Source organism: Mesorhizobium sp. M1A.F.Ca.IN.022.07.1.1, assembly GCF_003997575.1.
Classification (GTDB): domain Bacteria; phylum Pseudomonadota; class Alphaproteobacteria; order Rhizobiales; family Rhizobiaceae; genus Mesorhizobium.
Genome location: NZ_RZST01000033.1, coordinates 1 through 20158, shown reverse-complemented (window position 1 = coordinate 20158; position 20158 = coordinate 1). Strand labels below are relative to the sequence as shown.

The following is a 20158-nucleotide window of genomic DNA, read 5'->3' as shown; positions in this document are numbered from 1 at the left end:
ACCTCGAGGCCGTTCGCGTAGACAGTCATCAGGCTGCCCTCGCGGCCAGTATTGCCGCCCCGCAGGCACCGGCATCGTTCGATGCCTCGATCAGCACTGGATTGCCGGCGGCATATCCCTTGCGGGCGGCCGTCCAGGCCATGCCGATCATTAGTGGAACCACGGCTGCGCCGACATTGCCGAGGGATTCGCCAGGCGACCAGATGTCCTGAAAATCGTGACGCCCGCGTAGCAACCGCAGGCTCGCTAAAGCGCTCTGTTTGAACCAATATTGTTCGCCGATAAGGTCGGCGATCCGGTAGCCGAGCCGGTTCATCTCAATGCCGGTTTCCTTGAACGCAGCACTGTAAGCCGAAGTCATGCCGTCGGCACGCAACGGCAGATCCTCGGCATTGTAGATCGGTGCGGGTTCACGCGCCAAACCCAGTCCGAAGAGGCAAAGCCCATCGCTACGCGAGCGCGTGCACAGGACGGCGGCGGCAGCTTCACCCGGAATGAAGCCATTAGGATTATCGGCGGCAAGCAGACGATTTTCGCCGAGATAATAAGCGATCGTAGGCGCAGTCAGGTAGCTGTCAACGCCTGCGATCATCACATAGGGCACGTCACCGGACGAAATCATCCTCCGCGCCTGATCAAGTGCGATATGTCCGGCAGGCCGGCCATGCGCGACGATGCGCGAGCGAATGCTGGGTTCGATTTCCGTGATCTCCGAAACGCTGCGGAGCAAGCTGAAGCTGTCGCCGACCGGACGGCCCGGGCGATCTTCCTCGGCGAGGCAAAGGATAAGTGCGGTCTGGCCTCGCGCCTGCGGGACAGCGTCGAACGCCTCGCAAATCGCGGCCGCGGCCAAGTGCGCCATGCGCTTTTCGCCAATCCAGTCTCGCGGCAACGGCACGGGCGCGCCGATCTGAAAGTCGGTCCCGGATCCGACGAACCTTGTCTCTTGGAAGCCATCCAGGCGCGCGCGCATTGCCGCACAGGCCGACGGCGCATCGAGACCGACCGCTGTCACCATGCCGACCGAGGCAATGTCGAGCCTTATGCTCATGCGTCTTCCACCTCCTCGGGAGCGGTCCCCTCACTACGGACATAGTCCCTACCGGTCGCACGCGCACGCAGCATCGACTCCGTGGGCGGCCCAACCCAGCATTCCGAAAAATCGAGAATCGTCTTGTGAATGCGCTGCGAAACGCGCCATACGAGCGAGAAGCGACTGTTCTCTGGGTCGAGCAGGACAGTGTCCGGATGGACGCTCTCCTCCAATGACTTCTCGCCGCCCTTGAACAGCGTCATCGGCAGCGCGGTCGAGGGCAGCCGGAAGCTTACGCGCCCTTCCGGCGTCAGGTTCACTAACACCACCTCTTCGCCACCACGCGGATGATCGATTTGCTGGTCAGGCGGCGCCATCTGGAAGTACCGCTCGTCGAAATCCTGCGGCAGGAATGGGAACACATTGTCGATCCAGTTCTGGTCATAAGTGCCGCCATACTCGATGCGGCCGGGCCAGCCTCGCCCCATCGGCCCGAAGCTCATCGGCTGGTAGTCGCCGAAGGGGGAGCGGATTTCTTCATCGACCGCCTGCGTGTTGGGCAGCCGCAGGCCTGGAATGAAACGCTGGTTCTTGGCGCGAGACCAGCCGGTGCCGACCGGGTTGTATTTGTAGCTGGCGGGAAGCTGATCCTCGGGGTCCAACCGGTCGACGCCGCCCCAAGCGAAATCGTAGGAGATCGGTAGTTTCAGGAAGGGCTGCGGTGCGGTTGCGGTGAAGACCGGACCTATGGCCCGCCACTCCCGGTGGCCGACCACTTCGAAAAGCTTTGACCAGTTGCCGACCTTGATGCCGACTGGCACCCGTTCCGCCGGGCGTCCACCCGGTGCATAGGCGCAGCCATTGGCAATCACGTCGCAGCGCGGCTTGCGGAAAGCAAAGTCGGTCTCCCACAGCGTCGCTGAGTAACCAGGCGCGCCGGTATGCGTGTCAGCCATGACCAGCGGAACTTGCTCCGCAGATTTCTGCACGAGGCCGCCGGGCTTCTCCGGAAAATCGAACGTGCCCTTCACCACGACCACGATCCACTCATGTCCGGCCTTGTCCATGCCCATGGTGAACTGATGCGGAAAACCCAGCTGGTTCCAGATCTGCATCAGCTGGTCTCCCAGCTAGCGGCGAAGATCCGCTCCACCGTCTTTTGCGGCGCCTGCGGGTCGACGTCGAAGATATCCGTGCGCGCGGTCCACATGACGAGGTCGTCGATGACATCGCCATCCTCATCGACCGCCGGGGCAGGCAGGGCGCCCAGCGCGGCATCCAGTTCGTCGGGCGTCAGTTCGCCCCGTTGCGCGGCGAAGGCCGCTTCCTCGATGCGGTCGAACCAGGCATCCGAATAGGCCAGCCTGAGCGGCGCCTCGGCAAGCCGTGCGACTACGCTGAGCGGGAACTGTCGGCCGACCTTGTCGGCGCTCTGCACGATGACGCCGGCCGAGGCGCCGAACGAGGCGGGGCCGGCGAGAAAGCGCAAGGCAGTGTCCGTCTGCCACGCATCGTGGCCAAACAGCGGGACGATCTGCTGCGCCAGCCAGCGGTCCCAGACGCGCACGAAATCGCCCGGCAGCCGCCGCGTCACGAAATCGCCGGTGGCGGGCATCTTGCCGTAGAAGCCGGTGCTCATATCTGCGGCGGACATGTGAACTTCTTGAACATCTCGAGTGTGTAGGGGTTCTCGACGCTGGCCGCCTTGAGCTCGAAATCGGCATACATGCCTTTCGTGCCGAGGCGCAGGCTATAGACGTCGGAAAGGTTGGTTCCGGCGAACTTGCCGCCGCGCAGCATCCTCAGCCACGCCCAGCTGCCGGTCTCGTTGAGCATCACCTCGGGCGAGCCGTCGACCGGTTGGAAGGCGAGCGAGATCACGCCGGTGCCGTCCTTGCCGGGCCACGTCATCGGCTGCGGCCGGGTCGCGTTGTTGTAGTAGACGAGGTTCTGGCCATCGAGGTTGAGCGTCACCCGCGCCACGTTGGGCGACAGATCCTTTGGCTCCAGCGTGAAGTTCATCACCGGGCCGGTGCCGCCGGGAAACAGGTCGTCGCGGATGTGCCGTGCCTGCTCGAACGCCGCCAGCGCGGCCGCGTCGAGGCCGAAATCGGCGCGCCATTTCCACGGCTGGCTGGCGGTGTCGACATAGTTGATCAGATGGTCGTTGATGAAGGCGTCGATCAGGCCGGCGGGGCCGAAGAGGCGCTGGAAGTCGCGCACATTGACGTCGACCGCGCTCTCCGGGCTGAACGGATAGCGGTTGTTGAGCGCCGCCTGGCAGAAGGGCAGGATGTCGGCGCGCCAGATGGCATTGAGCTCGTTGGTGACCGCCTTCTGCGACAGGCCGCTGGTGTCGCCGGCAATCCCGCCCAGCCAGTCGTTGATCGGCGAAGGCAGGATCTGCGCCTGTCTTGCGACCGCCCCCGTCAGCTCGGCCAGGCCGCCCTGCTTCTTGATGGCGTCCTGCGGGTCGGGGTTGGCCGACACGGTCTGCAGCACATTGGACAGCGCCGTCAGCGCCACCACGGCTGCGTCGAGCGCCGGCGGCTGGCCGTCTACCTCGGCGATCGTGCCTTTGAGCGGCTTGAAGTGTTCGGCCACCAGGCTGCCGGTCATGTCGACCTGCTCGGCCGAGCCCGCGCGCGGCAGTAATTTCGCTCCCGTCTTCACCACCTTGCCGAGTTTGCCGAGCTTGGAGAGCAGCTTCGAGCCGCTCTTGGCGGCGGCGCCGTTCTTGTTGTCAGCCGGCGCTTCGTCGGAACGGGTGAGATCGAGTTCCTGCACGACGGCGGTGAGGAGGCGTTTCAGCGCGGAATCGGCGCTCGAAAGGTCCTTGAGATTTTCGCTGGCGACATTGAGGTCGGTCAGCGGCGCCAGCCGCATGTCGCGCAGGAAGCTGTCCCACTGCGAAATGTAGTCGTCGTAGTAGAGCTTCAGAATGTCCTCGGACAGCGCCGAGACCGAGGTCTCGGCATTCTCCGAGCAGCCGCCGGCAAATACCGCGCGATCGAGCGCCGCCTGCGCCGCCACATCTTCGACGCGATCGAGAACGGCGTCGTGGAAGCCGGCATAGGTGTAGGCGCCGGGAACGCCGACGCGCAGCGTCTTGGCGGAGCGGCGCGCGAACACTTTGGCGCCGTTCGGGCCGGCGAAATTGGCCGGCACCCATTCCTTGACGGCTGCCACTTCCGGATCCGCGAGCAACTGCTTGTAGGCGCGCTCCGGCAGCGAGATGGTGCACACCGTCTTCAGCGCCTCGGCCACCAGCTCCTTGTCCGGGGCGATGTAGCTGTCGTCGACCGCCATGCGGCGGATCGCGGCAAGCTGGTGCTGTTCGGCGTCGGCGGTCGGGAAGGGCGGGGCGGGCGCGAATTCCGGCAGACTGTTCACCCACCAGTTCTGCACGAAGTCGGTGTCCATCTGCGACAGGCCGGTCATCATGCGATAGGTCTTCAGCGCGCCGAGCATGAAATCCGGATCGCGGATCTGTCGCCACATCGTGGCCTCGAGCAGCGCCACCATGTGTGGCTCGAGCACATTGCGCAGCGCGTGGTCGTAAGTGTCGGTCTGGGCGCGCACGAGCTCGGCCGAAGCGGTCGGGCCGAGCAAATTGTGGACAGCATCCGGCGGTGCGGTGCGCGCCGTCGCTACCGCATCCATCGCGGCCAGCGCCCCATCCATCGTCGGCTGCTCCACCGAAGCCGGCGTGGCGGAGACGTCGGTCAGCGGCGCCTGCAGCGCCTCGAACTGGCCGGCCTGCTCGGTGATCGCGTTGCGATTGTCGAGATAGGACCAGGTGAACAGTCCGCCCGCCAGAAGGGCGGCAAGCGCGCAAGCCGCAGCCGCGCCGCGCCAGATCCAGGCGCGGCGGCGCTGCGCTAACGGGTCGAAGGTGCCGAGACCCGCTTCCTTGAAGATGACCTCGGTCAGGAGATTGCGCAGGAAGAAGCTGCGCTTCTCGACGCGCGGCGCCAGCATCGCGCGACGCGGCGGCAGCCCGAAGGAGGAGGACAGCGCCGCCGTCAGCCGGTCGATCGGCGCGCCCTCCTGTGTCGCCGAGGTCAGATAGAGGCCGCGCAGCCAGGCGGCTTCCTCGTAGCGGCTTTCGCCGAACATCGCCTCGATCAGCACCTGGATCGGCTCGGAGAGGCTGGCGAGCTGGGCCGGGAAACGGAAGATTTCCGCGCGCGATCCGAGCTTGTCCTCGTCCTCCAGACGCGGCACCAGCCGCCGCTCCAGCTCCGTGGCAAGCGCGGCGAGCTCTCTTTCGACGGTCTTGGCATCGATCCGGGCATCGAGCGGAAAGGTCGTCCCCCATACCTGCTCGCGGGCGGCGGTCGAGAGACCGCCGAAGAAGGCCTCGAACCCCTTGATCAGGTCGGCCTTGGTCAGCATCAGGTAGACGGGAAGGCGGATTTCGAGGCGGTCGTTCAGCTCCGCCAGCCGGCGGCGGATCTTGCGGCCATGCGCCTTGATGGCTTCGTCCCCTTCCGAAAGCGCATCGATCGACAGCGCGACGATGACGCCGTTGAGCGCGCGGCGGCCACGATGCTTCTTGAGAAGATCGAGGAAACCCAGCCATTCCGTCGCGTCGACATCCGGCTGGCTCTCCTGTTGGACATAACGGCCGGCGGTGTCGATCAGCACCGCATTCTCCGAGAAGAACCAGTCGCAATTGCGCGTGCCGCCGACGCCCTGCAGATCGTCGGTGAGATCGATCGGGAAGTTGAGGCCTGACTGTCGCAGCGCCGTGGTCTTGCCCGTGGCCGGCGGTCCGACGATGACATACCAAGGCATCTCGCGCAGGAATTTGCGGCCGCCGAGCTTGCGTCGCTTGAGCTCCGCCATCACCTCGCCGAATTTGGCGCCGACCGCGGCAACGCTTTCCTCGCCAGGAGTGAGCTGCTTTTCCGTCACGGGCGCGGCGATCTCGGCGACGAACATGCGGTTGGCGCGGATCGCGCGGCGCTGCGCGATGATCAGCCAGATCAGCCACAGGATGATCAGCCCGGCGATGATGGCGATGCGCACATTGTCGGAATCGAACGGCGCATACGGGCCGACCTGGACGATCGGGCCGAACACCCAGATCAGCAGGGAAAGCAGCGCGATGCCGATCAGCGTCCAAAGGAAGCGCGAAGTGAGAACCGCCCAGAGGAAGCGCAGCATGAACATCAGAGCCTCTTCTCGACCAGGACCTCGACGCGGCGGTTGAGCGCGCGGCCCTCGCGCGTCGAGTTGTCGGCCACCGGATCGGTCTCGGCGCGGCCTTCGGAATGGATGCGCTCCTGCGGCACGCCGGCCTGCACCAGAAGATTGGCTATGGTCTCGGCGCGCGCTTCCGACAGCCGCTGGTTCGACGAAAGCGGGTTCGATTTCTGCAGGCGCACATTGTCGGTGTGGCCGACCACCGTGACGTTCCCGATCAGTTCCTGATTGGCGAGGATCACCTTGGCGATCGATTCGATTAGAGGCTCATAGCCATGCGTGAGTGTTGGCCGCGCCGACTGGAACAGTTCGGGATTGGAAGACTGGATGACGAGCTTGGCCAGTGACACGCTCTCGGTCCCGCTCAGCGCCCGCTTGAGACCATCCGGTGCCTCGGCCTTGAATTCAGGCAGCAGCGCAAAATCGACCGGTTCCGGCTGCGGCGCCTCGGGTTCGGGCGCGTCGACCTTGGGCGCGGCGCGGGTGACGTCGCCCCGCGAGGGCGGCGGCAAAGCGCGGACCAGGGCGGAGAGCTCGACCGCCTGGCTGCTCAGCCCCATCGACAGGCCGACATAAGCAGCGGCGGCGATGACCACGGCCGCCAGCGCCATCACCCAGATCGGTACGATGAAGCGCTGCGGCTCGTCCGAGGCGATCACGCCCTTCCAGTTCGGCGACAGCGGCGCATCTTCGGCGTCGGCATTGCGCAGGAAGCGCGCCGCCGCCACGCGAACGGCATTGAGCGAGCGGTCGCCGGCGCGGCCAGGCACGCGATATTTGCCGCGGAAGCCGAGCGCCAGGCAATAATATTGCAACTCCAGCATTTCGCGGTCGCGGTTCGGATGCCTCTCCAGTTCGTCGAGCCGCGAGAAGAACTGCGTGCCGGCATCGACGTCGCCGCGCAGCATCACCACCAACGGCTGGCGTGGCCAGGCGCTGGCGCCGCCCCAGGGCGTGTTGAGCGCGAGGTCGTCGAGCAAGGCCGCCACCGCCCAGGCGGCCTGATCGGCCCGCTCCAGCGACGAGCCCGCGGCCATCGCGGCGTCGCGTGCGCGCACGAGCTCCTCGAGCAGGCGCGTGCGCAGCACTTCCGGGTTCTCTGGCGCCAGCGCGCTTTCCAGCTCCGGCGCGAATTCGAGCAGCGGCGCGAAGCTATTGATCAGCACATTGGGATGGGCGCGCGCGCGCTTCACCGGCGCGCCCGGCGCCAGCGGCGCCATCGGCCGGGGCGAAGCGCCCGTCAGCCTGATGCGCGTGCGTTCGCGATCCTCCGACAGTCCGAAAGGATCATCCCGGCTCATGGCCTCACCTGTTCACCGAATAGCAGTCGACCTGCGGCTCGCTTGGCAGCACGCCGGAAACGCCGATGACGAAACCGGGGGCGTCGAGCAGCGAGGCCCAATGCTCGCTCTTCTGGTCCAGCTCCAGGCACAGCCGGTCGCCGTCATAGGGGATCTCGCGCGGCTGCGAATGCAGCGGCTTCAGCGGAATGCCGGGCAGGCGCGACTTCCACAGCCCCTCGAACTGGTCGGCGGACCCGACGGTGGCCTGGTTGACGAAGATCTTGCGCAGCGCGTCTTCCGACAGTTCGGAGCCGACGCGGATGACGATGCGGCTGGCCACCAGAAGTTTCGGGTTGTCGATGCGCACCTTCCAGACATTGGTGGCATGCCGCATGACCGGCAGCGCGCGCGATTTCGGCTCGATATACCGCAGGCTGAGGATCAGCGAGCGCAAGGCGTCCGCCAGGGCCATATAGGCAGGGCCGGGCGCCATGTGGTCATAGGCCGGCAGCTCGCCGAGCCGGCGCGAGCTGGAGCCATAAGTCGCCATTTCGCCGGCGAGGCCGGCGAGCTCGAGGTAGAGCTCGGCCGGATGGAAGACATCTTGCGCCAGCATGTGGGCGAGCCGCGGCTTGGCCGCATTGGCAAGATGAAGCATCAGCAGGTCCTCGACGCTGCGGCCGGGGCCTCCCATCACCATCTTGCCATGCGCTTCGGCGATCTGGTCGAGACCGGTGACGACCTCCTGCAGCAGTTGCCGATACCAGGCAACCGCGCCCGTGATCAGCGTCGGCGGCAGGAAGCTCTCGTCGAGCGAGACGCCGCCGTCGGCCCGCACGCCCTTGATGTCGGCGACCGGCAGCGCGGTATAGCCGCCGACCGATTTGCCGGGCGCAAGCAGCACCGCCTGCGGGCGGGCGATCTCGATCTCTTCCGGGTCGGCGCCGCCCTGCACGGAATCGCGCACCGACACGATCCTGCCGTGATAGCGCGCGCCGGTCGACGCGGCATGCGCCGGGTCGAAACCGACGCCGCCGGGCGGCTCGAGCGGCAGCGCGACCAGCACCGGCCCGGCGCCGGTATCCGCCGTGACCGGCAGCGGTTTCGGCGCGTCCATCATTTCCGGGATGGAGAAGGGCGTGCCGTCGGGGAAAATACCCCGGGCGGACACGATAGAAACCTGGCCTGCATCGAGCAGCGATTGATCGAGCGTTAGCTGCTGGAAGCCGAACGTATGGAGCTGGCCGGCCTGCAGCGCGCCCCGCACCATCGCCTCGAAGAACCGGTCCTGCTGCTGGAAATGCTGGGTTCTCAGGAAGAGCCCCTCGGACCATAGCACCCTGTTTGCGTCGCTCATGCCGCTGCTCTCTGCACTGCCAACTTCTGTCTCGCCGTCAGGCGGAAATACCGCCGCCGCCTAGCGTGACGTTGATGGTGAATTTCGATCCCGCCGACACCGACTTGGTCGTGCGCCAGTTGCGTCCGCCGGGTTCGCGGATCAGCGCGACGAAGCCGAGCGCCGTCGCGTTCGGTTCGACCGTGATGGTCTTGGCCGCCGTCTTGCCCGGTGCGACGGAGATCGAATCGGATCCGATAAGGTCGGCTCCAAGTGCGGACCCCGCATCGCCCTGCAGCGCAAAATAATCGGCCGAATTGAACTTGCCGGTGCTGGCAAGCCGCATCACCAGCACAGTCACCGGTCGATCGCCGCCGCCGGGTCCCGGATTCATGCCGGCGCCACCGGTCACGTTGACCGAGATAACCGATGGTTTCGGCGGGCCGCTCTGGCAAGCCGCAAGCAGCCCCGTCGCGCCGAGGGCAACGATGAATTCGCGTCGATCGATCATGTCCTACTCCTCTTCGTATGCATCCCTGAAGTCTGCGCCGATCTCGCCCAGGAAACTCGATTCCGCGCTTTGGGCGATGTCGCGATGGCGTTTCTGGTAAAGCTCCCACAGCTTGGCGTTGCGGCCGCCCGCAAGCAGGTTGCCGATCGCGGAATTGGATTTCAGCTCTTCCTCGATCGTCGCCGGATCGAACCGGTCGATCATGCGCCGCAGCGCTGCCTGAACGCCGCGCCAGGCGCGCACGTGATGCTGCGCGAGATCCTTCACCGCATCGCCGATCGCCGCCTCGCCGGAGAGGAAGCCGGGGCTGCGCTCCGAGATTATGGTGACGATGACATCCTCGACCGTCGGCAGGAATTTGAGCGGGTTGACCTCGGAGGCGCCGACCACCGTCTGGGCAACGCGCGCGCTGCCCTTTTCCTCGGCGCGCTTGCGCAGAAGCTGCATCAGGCCGTCCAGCATCAGCCGGTACTCGCGCCCGAATTTTTCCATCTCGGCGATCGCGTCGCGCCCGAGAAAATCGGCCTCCTCGACCCCCATGCCGCGCAGGAAGGCGGCGCGCAGCGCCATATCGCCGGGCACAGGCTGAACTGCACGGGACGGCCTGGGCGCGGGAGCCGGGCGCGGCGGAGGAGGCGGCTCGGGCGTGCGCGCCGGCAAGTTCCGCGGAGGAGCGACCTGCGGCTTTTCGGCTGGCTGCTCGCTGCGACGGGCCGTATGCGCGCCGTTGGCGGAGGCAGGCGTCGCGGCTGGGCCGAAGCCGAAGTCGTCGAAGCCGGTCGGTTTCGGCGCCGGCTGCGCCGTATCGCCGCGCGCGGGCATGTCGCCGAAGCCGAACGGATCGGACCGGCCAGTTGCCGAGTCGTCGTCCGAGGCCGGTGTCGCCACCGGGTCGAGGCTGAATGGGTCGTCGAAGGCGGGCGAACTGCGCTGGTTCGAGGCGCGGTCATACGCGCCGGGCACAGGCTGCTCGAACGGGTCCGGCAGATCGGCCGGCCGCGGCCGCCGCGGCTCCTCCTCGACCTTGGCCGAAAAGAAATCGTCGCCGCCGATGCTGGGCGAAGATCGCTGCTGAGGCGCCGACCAGGCGGCGGCGGAATGGTTGGCGGCCTCACCGACCGAAGTCTGGCTCGCGCTTGGCTGGACCTCGACATAGAGCACGTAGTCGCCCAGTCTCAAACGCATGCCGCTTTGCAGCCGTGCCGACCTGCCGGTGCCGAGCGGGCTGTCGGAATCGTCGATGAACAGCCCGCTGCTCGATGTATCGGTGACGAAGTAGCCGTCGCGGCCGCCGCTGATCTTGCAATGGGCGCGCGACACGAACATGTCCGGATCGTCGATCTGCCAGCCGGCATCGGCGCTGCGCCCGATCACCAGCTCGCCTTCGTCCAGCCGGGTCTGCCTGACCACCTGGGAGCGCGGGCCTTGTTCCAGCGTCAGCAGCAGGCTCATGCGGCCGCCTCCGCCATTTCCGGCCGCCAGCCGACGACAGTGCGGAGCTTGAGATCGTCGGCGTCTCCCTTCTCGGCGGGGCGAGCAAGCCAGGAGGTTCGGCCGAGCTGGACGGTGCCAATCTTCGGCGGCGGCACGGCGTCGCGCGCAAGCACGATGCGCAAATCGACATCCAGCGCTTCGCCGATCATGTCGCTCACCGCTTTCTTGAAGAGGGCGAGGCGCCGCTCTCCAGGCAGGAAGGACTTGAAGTCGTCGAGATCGAGCGGGCCGACGCGCAACTCGATCCGGCTCTGGCGGCTGAAGACGCGCGGGCCGATCGTCGCCCCGCGCCCGAGCGCCGCATAGGCCTTGCCGACGCGGCTCTGCAGTGCCGCCGGTATGGTGATCCAGGAAGCGACGAATTCCTTGATCTCGACCGGTACCTTGAAGGCCGTGGCAAGAAACAAGGTGAGCCGTTCCGGACCGTCGACCTGGCTGGCCAGCGATCCGGCCTGGCGCAGCCGCACAGCGTCGAGTTCGGCATCCTGGGTGCCGGGAAGGCCGATCCCCGACATTGCTTCCAGCATGGCGCGGACGCGTCCGCCGATCGAGCGCTCGACCTGCACCGCCGGATGTGCGTCGGCCCAGGCGCGGTAGTAAAGCGCGATCATCCGGTGCTGCAGGATGTTGACGAAGTCGACGAAGGTTGTGTCGCTGGTCTGCTCCGCTTGCGTGCCGGTGAACCAGCGCTGCGACAGCCGGTCGAGCACCCAGCGCGTCAGATGCAGCGGCATCGGCCCTTCGGGCCCGAGCAGTCCGAGATTGGCGACGGTCACCCGCGCCGGAGCCTTTTCGCCCGCCTCCTGGAATTTCATCACGTCCCTGGCCGAGAAGCTCAGGCGGACATGCTGGCCGAGCCGCGCCGGCTCGCGATTGGCCTGGCCGGAATAGCCGAACAGCCCGCCCCTCTGCTCCAGCCGGCGCAGAAGCTCGAAGAAGTCAAAGCTTTCCGACAACGCCCCGATTCCGTCTGAGACGGCTTCGCTCAGGGCGGGCCGCGCTAGATCAGGTAGCGATTGCCGGGCGTCATCGGCCATGGCACATCCTCCTGCTTCTGCAGCAGCCGCGTGCGTGTCCGCACGAAACCGTTTATCCCGGCATGGCGGGCAAACAGCCGCGCCAGCAGGGCCGAAAGCAAAAGCGTGCTTTGCCCCGCCAGCACCGACTGGTCGACATGCAGCGTCACTTCCGTGCCCCGCCCGAAGCACATCGGCCCGTCGATCTTGAGCCGCTCGATCACCGGGCGCGAGTCGATGCGGGTGATCGAATGCACGTTGCGGGCGAGGCTCGGGTCGCCGCGGTCGGCATAAAGATCGAGCAGCGCGTGCAGCGGATCGACGCCGCGGCCTTCCTTGGCGAGACTCAAGAAGTTGAGCGAGAGCTGCGCCACCAGCCGCCAGGCAAGATTGTCGGCGCGGGATTCGCCTTCGGCGCCCGCCGGCAGCGACGCCGGGATCGACGGCTGGGGCGGCCGCAGCGCGCCGAGCAGCCTGACGGCCTCCACCGGGTCCGCCGTCTCTAGCGTCAGTGTCGGTGTGTCGTCGAGGATCGGCAGGTCGCGATTGGTGCAAAGCGCCATGATGTCGAGGCGCTTGAGCGGCCGGTTGGCCGGGCTGCCGGCCGGGCGCGACACCGAGAGGAAAACGTCGTCTCCCGTGTAGGAGGTGCGGGTCAGGCCGTCGCGACGCTCATCTTCGGTGGCCCTGCGAGGGCGCCGCTCGGTCGAATACACCCAGCCGCTGCCGCGGTTCTGCCCCAGGCTGAAAAGCTCGGGAATCTCGGCCTCGCTGCCCTCCGCGTCGGCATCCTCCACTCGGGTGACGCGGAAGATCTCGAAATCGCGCGCTCTGGTTCGATCGGCATGCAGCACTTGCCTTGTCCTGCGCGGATCGATCTCGATGACGTTGCATTCGCGCTCGAAGAGATTGATCAGCGGCGTCACGAAGAGCTCGAAATCGGCCGGCGCAACGTCGGCGAGCTCGGGCACCGGGCGGCGGAACAGGAAGATGATCTCCATCCCCGCCTCGCATCTGCGCACCACCGGCTGCAGGCCGGCGACCCGCACATAGTGGAAGCGTTCGGGGACCATGAAATATTCGCGCAGCAGGCGGTAGCCCTCGAAGGTCGGGCGGGTGCGCGGCATCAGCGCCTCGTCGTCGCGGATGCCGACCATCTCGGGCTCGGGCAACGCCGATAGCGGATTGGTCTTTCCTTCCGCCCGCGCGCCGACGGCCGAGCAGGCCCCGAAGATCGCGTCGAACAGGAGCGGCGCCTTGGTGCGACCGGCGAAATAGAGATCGAGACGGTCGAGCGACAGCTCGCTGAGCTTGCCCTTTCCGGTGCGCGCAAGCGCGACGCGCAGCGCTGCCTCGCCGCGCGCGCCGGCGACTGGGCCGATGCCGGCGGCAGCCAGCGCGCTGCGATCCTGGAAATAGCTGACGGAGGTGATCGCGATCGGCCATAGCGTGATCTCTTGCGCGGTGCTGAAGGTTGACCGCGTCGACAGCCCCGGATGCAGGCTGGAGACCAGTCGTGTGCCGCGCGCGACTGTATGACCGGCGATCATCGACTGCACTTGCTGGCCGGGTTTCAGCACCGCCATCGCCGTTGCCGGCGCCGGGGTGACCAGGTCCGGGTAAAGCACGTCGAGCACGGCGCGCGAGAAGCGCGAGCGCTCGGCGTCGACCTTCAGCCGCGTGCGCGCGGCAAGGAAGGCCACGCCGTCGAGCAGCCGTTCGACATAGGGGTCCGGGCAGGGAACGGTGTCGAGGGAAAGATTGCGGGCGACTGCCGGATGCATATCGGCGAATTCGGCCGCGAGCGCCCGGATATGGGTCAGTTCTTCTTCGTAATATTCGACGAAGACCCGATCCATCTCAGGTCTCCCGGAATTCGGTTCGCGCCAGGCCGTTGTCGAGATTGATCGTGGTGCGCAGCCGCATGCGCTCCGGCGTCGGCGTCATGATCAGCACGGCGTCGATCTCGATCTTCAGGCCGACGCTCTTGTCGCCAAGGGTGACATTGACCGTCGTGGCGCTTTCCTTGAGCCGCGGCTCGAAGGTGGCGAGCACCGCGCGGATCTCGCGCGCCAGGGTATCGCGGTCGAAGTCCCGCGAGGAGCGGCCGGAGAAGGACGGCACGCCGTAGTTCACGACGCTGCGGCGCACCTCCGGAAAGTCGGCAAGCGACGGCAGCTCGTCCAGGGGCTGTTCGTGCTCGGCATCGGAAAGCATCGGAACGGACTCGAAGCGCTCGGTGTTGAACAAGGCTTCGATGTCGCGCCGGACGGCTTCCCTGAGCACCCGCGCCGACACCACCACGCCGCGGCTTTCGATCTCGGCGCGATGTTCGGCCTGGAACACCAGACGGTGCAGGCGCCGCTTTTGGTCGGGGGTGAGTTCCGCATCGGCATCGATGGTGCGTGCGCTGCCGGCAAGAAGAGCCTCGACGCGCTCGGCGCCGAGTTCTTCTTCCAGCAGGCGACGCAGCCCCTCGATCTCCGACGTCAGCCCGGGCAGGTCGTTGATGAGGCGGTCCCAGAGGGAGGGCTGGACCGCCTCGCGCTTTGCTCGCGAACTGCCGGCGAGCTGCGCCCTTGCGCCGGGCCTTTTGGCCTCACTTGCCGACATAGACATCCATTTCGATCTCGTCGTCCTTGTCGTAGACGAATTTGATCTTCTTGTAGGCGAAGCTCACTTCTTCCTCGATCAGGTCGGCCTCGTCATCGGCCTGCTTCATGTCGTATTCCATGATCGAAGCGTCGGTGAGCGTCACCACCAGATAATCGCTGGTCTCGCCGTCGATGGTGCGGCGCGCCGAAAACACCACTTCGTCGAGCGCCTTGTTGTCGAACAGCGCCTTCTTCAGGTAAGGCGACGCCTTGTCGTAATGCTTGGTGAACTTGATCATCCCCAAGGATACGCGCCCGCGGCGCGAGAGCGAATTGGGATCGTAAGGCGCGATCATCTTGTAGTCGACGCCATGGACTTCGATCTCATCTTCGTGGCCGTCGCGCACGCTGGGACCCTTGATGTCCGGAACTTTCAGAAAACCATCGATCTTCATTGAAGGCATTGTCTTTCTCCACCGCTCTCAAACCAAACAAGATGACTATGCTTGCGATTTCACCCCTTCACTGACGGCAGTTCGGACACCAGCCGGAGCGAGGCATTGATGCCTTCCAGCTGGTAGTGCGGACGCAGATAGAAACGGGCGTTGTAGTAACCGGGCCGGCCTTCGACACTGTCGACCTGGACCTCGGCCGCGGCGAGCGGGCGCTTGGCGCGCGCCTTGTCGTCGGCAAAGGCTGGATTGGCCAGCACGTACCGGTTGATCCATTCGGTCAACCAGATCTGCATGTCGGTGCGTTCCTTGAACGAGCCGATCTTGTCGCGCGCGATCGCCTTGAGGTAGTGGGCGAAGCGCGAGACCGGGAACAGGTAGGGCAGGTTGGCGCTGAGCCGCTCGTTGGCCTGCGCGTCGGGATCGACCAGACGCCCGGCTCGGGTCTCGTCGTCCTGCAGCGAATGGGCGCCGATGAAGGCCGCAAGGTCGGTGTTCTTCCGGTGCAGGATCGGCATCAGGCCGAGTTTGGCGAGCTCCGCTTCGCGCCGGTCGTCGATAGCGACTTCCGTCGGGCATTTCATCGCGATCGATCCGTCGTCGGTCGGAAACGCGTGCACCGGCAGGTTGAGCACCGTGCCGCCGTTTTCGACGCCGCGGATCTGTGTGCCCCAGCCAAAAAGCTTGTGGCTGCGGTTGATGTTGACGCCCATCGGGAAGGCGGCGTTCATCCAGACATATTTGTTGTGGTCGCCTCCCACCTCTTCCTCGAAGGTGAAACCCTTCACCGGAACGGTTTCCGAGCCGTAAGGCAGGCGCGCCAGCACCCGCGGCATGGTGAGGCCGATATAGCGGGCGTCCTCGCTCTCGCGCAGCGACTGCCACGAGGCATAGGCCGGGTTGTTGACGATCATCTGCAGGTCCTGCGGGTTGGGCAGTTCCTGCCAGCTGTCCATGCGGAACAGGCGCGGCGAGGCGGCGGCGATGAAGGGCGTGTGCGCCGAGGCGCAGACGCCGGAGATGTTGCGCAGCAGGCCGACGTCGCGCGGATGGTTCGAGAATTCGTAGGCGCCGAGAATGCAGCCGATCGGCTCGCCGCCCAGCATCGAATACTCGTCCGTATAGACCTTCTTGAAGATCGGGCTCTGGTCCCACATCTGGCCTTCATAGTCTTCCAGCGTGTCGGCCAACTGTTCCTTGGAGATGTTCATCACCCGGATCTTGAGCTTCGTATCCGTCTCGGTGTTGTTGACGAGATACCAGAGGCCGCGCCAGGTGCCTTCCATCTCGCGCACTTCCGGCGCGTGCAGGATCTCGTTGACCTGCGTCGTCAGCATCTTGTCGATGCCGGCGATCAGCGACTTGATCGACTTGATCGCATTGGACGAGATGGTGGTGGTTTCGGAGCGCGACTGCGCCGCCAGCGCCAGGTTGCGCACCAGCTGCTGGAGCTTCTCGCTGTCGTCCTTCTTGACCTTGAAATCCTTTTCCAGGAGGCCGCTGAATTCGCCGAGGTCAATCGCTTCCGCCTCGGCGGTGGCGGCTGCGGTTTTTTGCTGTTCAGCCATGACTTACTCCTCGCCCTTGCCCTCAGAAATCGCCTGGCCGGCGATCTTGCTCAGCAGCGGTTCGTTGTTCAGAAGCTGCGCGATGCGCTTTTCGGCGTCGACGCGGCCGTCCATGAAGCCGAGCAGCTCTTCGAGCTGCCGGCGCATCTTGAGGATCTCGGCCAGTTGCGGGACCTGCTCAGCGATCTTGTCCGGCGCGAAATCGCCCATCTTGGAGAAGGTGAGATCGATCGCGAGCTCTTCGTCCCGCTCGGCGCCCTCGGCTTGCGGGAGTGTGTTCTTTACTCGTGCCTTCACCCGCGGCCCCATGGCCTCCATGAACTTCGGGAACCGATTGGCGTCGGTCTCGACGAAGTTGCGGTCGAGCACTGACTTCACCGCTTCCTTGGTCTGTGAAGCGCCGGAAAGATCGGCCATCACGGCCATGACGAACGGCAGTTCGATCGTTGTCGGGCTGCCGTAGGTCTCGACGTCATAGGCGATCTGCACGCGCGGGGCGCGGTTTCTTTCGATGACCTTCGCTTTGCTCTCTGCTGGCATGCTTGTTACCTTTCATCCTTCTGGGCCGGCTTCTTCGGATCGGGGACACCGGCAAGCAGCCGGAACTCCTTCAGCCCCGATGGGGCGAGATCTTCCATCAATTCCACGAAATCCATGTGCACCATGCGGCGCACGCGGCGGGCGAGATGCGGGATCGGGCTCGACGGCTCGGTGCGGTCATAAAAGGCGACGACGAGATCCAGGCATTTGACGACGTCGTCGCGCGAGGTGATCCGGTCGGGCAGCCCGGCGCCCGGTTCCGCATAGCTTGCGACACTTGCCATCGATTCGGCTCCCCTCGCTTCGGCGCCCATCCTTTCGGCGCCATGGGCGTTTGGGCCGGGCGCTGCCGGTTCCGCCGGCTGCGGGATTGGCTTTGCGGCCCCGTTCGCCCCGGCACCGGCGGCGGAATTCCGCTCCAGCGTCGTCAGCAATCGCTGCAGGAAGCGTCTCAATTCCGGAATGGCGGGGCCATTGCCGTCGATGCGCTTGTTGAGGGCGGCGTCGACCTCGTCGAGAGCGGCGATCACCGCGCGGGCGTCGGCGAGCAGCGAGGTCATCGCCTCGCCGGCCTGATCGACTTGCGCCTTGCACCCGGTGCGCACCCGGTTCACCAGCTGGTTGTGGCCGCTCACCAGCGCCGCCTTTTCCGCCGCGCCCAGTCCCGAAGCAGCCTCCTGCAGCATGACGTGTTCGTCGAGGCTGCCCTTCTCCAGGTCCTCTCCCTTGATCGGGCCGACCGTGCGCGGCGCAAAGAAGACCATGCCGCGCAGATCCTTGAGCAGCCCGTCCTGGCTGTTTTGCAGGTCGATCAGCGCATTGATGCGCCGCAAGGCAGCCTCGCGCGGCGTGGCGCCAGAGCGCAGTGCCGGATGCATCGTTTCCCAATGCCTGTCGAAGGTTTGGGCGATCAGCGTCAGGCCTTCGGCGAGCCCGCCCAGCTGTTCTTCGTTGGCAAGGGCACGCACAACCAGGACGAGGAGGCGCAGGTCCCGCCCGTGCGACCGCAACTCCTCCGCCTTGGTGAGTACGACGGACCAGTCGACCGGAACATCGACTTCCGATTTGTTGTTTCCTTCGTATTCGACCTTTTTCTGCTGTTCGGTCAGGCGCTCCAGCTCATGAAAGGCCGGGTCGTTACGCAAGTCCTCTCCCGACGGATTTTCACCGTTCAGAGGATTCAGCCAGAGTGCGAGATCAATCACACTAACCCCCAGCCAGCGGCCCTGAGACCCTATGTGACGCAACGTTACCACCGGCCTCGCGTCACGACAATTGAGCAGCTGCTCAAAAACTAACGGATGCTAAACGCGACCGTTTCTTTCAGCAAAACCCATTGCGCGATTGCCGGGCCGGGTATGTGAAATGGCTCGCATAGCCCGGACCGCAATCCGGTATTTCTTGCACGACATTGCAGAGCTTGTGTAACCGGGCAGTGCCGCCCGGATGGATCCAAACGCCTTATCCGTCACACGGCTTTGTCAAGCCGCCGCTTATATGGCAGGGTACGGTTGGCAGATTGCGGGAGCAGGTTCGAATGGAACAGCGCCGGTCATCGCAGAGCTTCAAGCGTAAGGAACTGGTCGCCAAGCTCAACGCCACGGGGGTGCGCGCCTTCAAGGCCGCGGCCGACACGGCCAAGCTGCGCGGCAATCCTTATGTGGAGCTCGTCCACTTCATCCAGCAACTGGTGCTGTCCGAGCGCTCGGACGTGCAGATGATCATCGCCGATGCCGGGTTGGACGTCAGCCGGCTGACGGCTGACATGACCCGGGCCATCGACAAGCTGCCTTACGGCGCGACCTCCGTCGAGGAATTCTCCGATCACATCTTCCACGCCATCCAGGAAGGCTGGAACCTGGCGACGCTGGAGTTCGGCGTCGAGGAGGTGCGCAGCGCCCATATCCTGCTGGCCTGCCTGAGGACGCCGGTACTGGAAGGCCTGGTGTCGAAAATCAGCGCCGAATTCGACAAAATCGATGCCGACGGCGTCGTTTCCCGTTTCGCCGATGTCACCGAAGGCTCGCTCGAAGCCGGCACACCTCCCGCCTCTGCCGCCGCCGAACAGCCGATGAAGCGCGGTCCGGGCGGAGATTCGGCGCTGGCCAAATACGCGACCGACCTCACGCTGCGCGCCCGCGACGGCAAGATCGATCCGGTCGTCGGCCGCGACCCGGAAATCCGGCAGATCGTCGACATCCTCATGCGTCGCCGCCAAAACAACCCGATCCTGACCGGCGAGGCCGGCGTCGGCAAGACGGCGGTGGTCGAAGGATTTGCGCTCCGCATCGCCCAGGGCGACGTGCCGCCGACGCTTGAGAATGTCAGCGTGCGCATGCTCGATGTCGGGCTGATGCAGGCGGGCGCCAGCGTCAAGGGCGAGTTCGAGAAGCGGCTGAAGGCGGTCATCGACGAGGTTCAGGCCTCCGAGGTGCCGGTCATCCTGTTCATCGACGAGGCGCATACGCTGATCGGCGCCGGCGGTGCCGCGGGCACCGGCGACGCCGCAAATCTTTTGAAGCCGGCGCTGGCGCGCGGCGAGCTGCGCACCATAGCCGCCACGACCTGGGCCGAATACAAGCAGCATATCGAGAAGGACCCGGCGCTGACGCGCCGCTTCCAGGTGGTCAAGATCGAGGAGCCGTCGGAAGCTGTGGCCGTGCTGATGCTGCGCGGCGTCGCCGGCGTCCTGGAGCAGCACCACAAGGTCCAGATACTGGACGAGGCGATCGAGGCGGCGGTCGCGCTCTCGCACCGCTACATTCCGGCCAGGCAACTGCCGGACAAGGCCGTCAGCCTGCTCGACACGGCTTGCGCGCGCGTTGCGGTCTCGCAGCATGCGACGCCGGCCGAGGTCGAGGACATTCTGCGCCGCCGCCAGGCGCTGGAGGTCGAGAGTGGCATCATCGGCCGCGAGGCGGCGATCGGCATCGAGGTCGCCGACCGTCAGGCTCGCGTCGATGCCGGGCTGGCGGAAACCGAGACCACCTTAACCGCCGCCCAGGCGCGCTGGGATCGCGAGAAAGCACTGGTCGCCGAGATTCTTGACCTGCGCGCTAAACTGCGCGGTGAAGGCGTGCCGCTCGATGCGGCGGGGGGGGGAGGCCGGGGAGGAAACCG

At 65.7% G+C, this 20158-nt stretch carries 16 protein-coding genes; 1 reads left to right on the top strand and 15 read right to left on the bottom strand.

Going from position 1 to position 20158, the window contains the following annotated elements; translation table 11 throughout:
• Window positions 1-28 precede the first annotated feature (28 nt).
• Genes EOA75_RS06635 through tssA form a run of 15 tightly spaced genes read right to left on the bottom strand, consistent with a single transcriptional unit; the run spans window position 29 to window position 18243 of the window.
• Complete coding sequence (locus tag EOA75_RS06635; RefSeq protein ID WP_127215019.1) at window positions 29-1051, bottom strand: 3-oxoacyl-ACP synthase; 1023 nt, start codon at window positions 1049-1051, stop codon at window positions 29-31.
• A complete protein-coding gene (locus tag EOA75_RS06630) occupies window positions 1048-2148 on the bottom strand; it encodes a DUF2169 domain-containing protein (RefSeq protein ID WP_127215018.1) in 1101 nt (366 codons plus the stop codon). The genes EOA75_RS06635 and EOA75_RS06630 overlap by 4 nt, the downstream gene beginning before the upstream one ends.
• Complete coding sequence (gene tagF, locus EOA75_RS06625; RefSeq protein WP_127215017.1) at window positions 2148-2687, bottom strand: type VI secretion system-associated protein TagF; 540 nt, start codon at window positions 2685-2687, stop codon at window positions 2148-2150. Before tagF ends, EOA75_RS06630 begins: the two co-directional genes overlap by 1 nt.
• The gene (gene tssM, locus EOA75_RS06620) at window positions 2669-6211 is read right to left on the bottom strand and encodes a type VI secretion system membrane subunit TssM (protein WP_127323904.1); all 3543 of its coding nucleotides are present in this window, start codon (window positions 6209-6211) and stop codon (window positions 2669-2671) included. Before tssM ends, tagF begins: the two co-directional genes overlap by 19 nt.
• Window positions 6211-7545 (bottom strand): type VI secretion system protein TssL, long form, encoded by a 1335-nt coding sequence (gene tssL / locus EOA75_RS06615; RefSeq protein WP_127216945.1) that lies wholly within the window; start codon window positions 7543-7545, stop codon window positions 6211-6213. Before tssL ends, tssM begins: the two co-directional genes overlap by 1 nt.
• A gap of 4 nt (window positions 7546-7549) precedes the next feature.
• Complete coding sequence (tssK, locus tag EOA75_RS06610) at window positions 7550-8884, bottom strand: type VI secretion system baseplate subunit TssK (protein WP_067327608.1); 1335 nt, start codon at window positions 8882-8884, stop codon at window positions 7550-7552.
• Window positions 8885-8921: 37 nt separating this feature from the next.
• Complete coding sequence (gene tssJ, locus EOA75_RS06605) at window positions 8922-9374, bottom strand: type VI secretion system lipoprotein TssJ (protein WP_066989071.1); 453 nt, start codon at window positions 9372-9374, stop codon at window positions 8922-8924.
• 3 nt (window positions 9375-9377) lie between these two features.
• Complete coding sequence (tagH, locus tag EOA75_RS06600; RefSeq protein WP_127323903.1) at window positions 9378-10826, bottom strand: type VI secretion system-associated FHA domain protein TagH; 1449 nt, start codon at window positions 10824-10826, stop codon at window positions 9378-9380.
• A complete protein-coding gene (gene tssG / locus EOA75_RS06595; RefSeq protein ID WP_127323902.1) occupies window positions 10823-11905 on the bottom strand; it encodes a type VI secretion system baseplate subunit TssG in 1083 nt (360 codons plus the stop codon). Before tssG ends, tagH begins: the two co-directional genes overlap by 4 nt.
• Entirely contained in the window at window positions 11869-13743 is a 1875-nt protein-coding gene (tssF, locus tag EOA75_RS06590; protein ID WP_067327617.1) for a type VI secretion system baseplate subunit TssF, read from the bottom strand. The genes tssG and tssF overlap by 37 nt, the downstream gene beginning before the upstream one ends.
• Window position 13744: 1 nt before the next feature.
• Window positions 13745-14497 carry a type VI secretion system baseplate subunit TssE gene (gene tssE, locus EOA75_RS06585; RefSeq protein ID WP_067327620.1) on the bottom strand — a complete coding sequence of 251 codons (753 nt, stop codon included), beginning with the start codon at window positions 14495-14497 and terminating at the stop codon, window positions 13745-13747.
• On the bottom strand, window positions 14484-14933 hold the full coding sequence (locus EOA75_RS06580) for an Hcp family type VI secretion system effector (RefSeq protein ID WP_170950255.1): 450 nt from the start codon (window positions 14931-14933) through the stop codon (window positions 14484-14486). Before EOA75_RS06580 ends, tssE begins: the two co-directional genes overlap by 14 nt.
• A gap of 59 nt (window positions 14934-14992) precedes the next feature.
• On the bottom strand, window positions 14993-16498 hold the full coding sequence (tssC, locus tag EOA75_RS06575; protein WP_066989059.1) for a type VI secretion system contractile sheath large subunit: 1506 nt from the start codon (window positions 16496-16498) through the stop codon (window positions 14993-14995).
• Window positions 16499-16501: 3 nt separating this feature from the next.
• Entirely contained in the window at window positions 16502-17038 is a 537-nt protein-coding gene (gene tssB, locus EOA75_RS06570) for a type VI secretion system contractile sheath small subunit (RefSeq protein ID WP_066989057.1), read from the bottom strand.
• A 5-nt stretch (window positions 17039-17043) separates the two neighbouring features.
• Complete coding sequence (tssA, locus tag EOA75_RS06565) at window positions 17044-18243, bottom strand: type VI secretion system protein TssA (protein ID WP_127323901.1); 1200 nt, start codon at window positions 18241-18243, stop codon at window positions 17044-17046.
• A 332-nt stretch (window positions 18244-18575) separates the two neighbouring features.
• On the opposite strand from tssA, the gene EOA75_RS06560 reads away from it, so the two are divergent.
• A partial coding sequence (locus EOA75_RS06560; RefSeq protein ID WP_127323900.1) for an AAA family ATPase occupies window positions 18576-20158 on the top strand: 1583 nt, incomplete at its 3' end.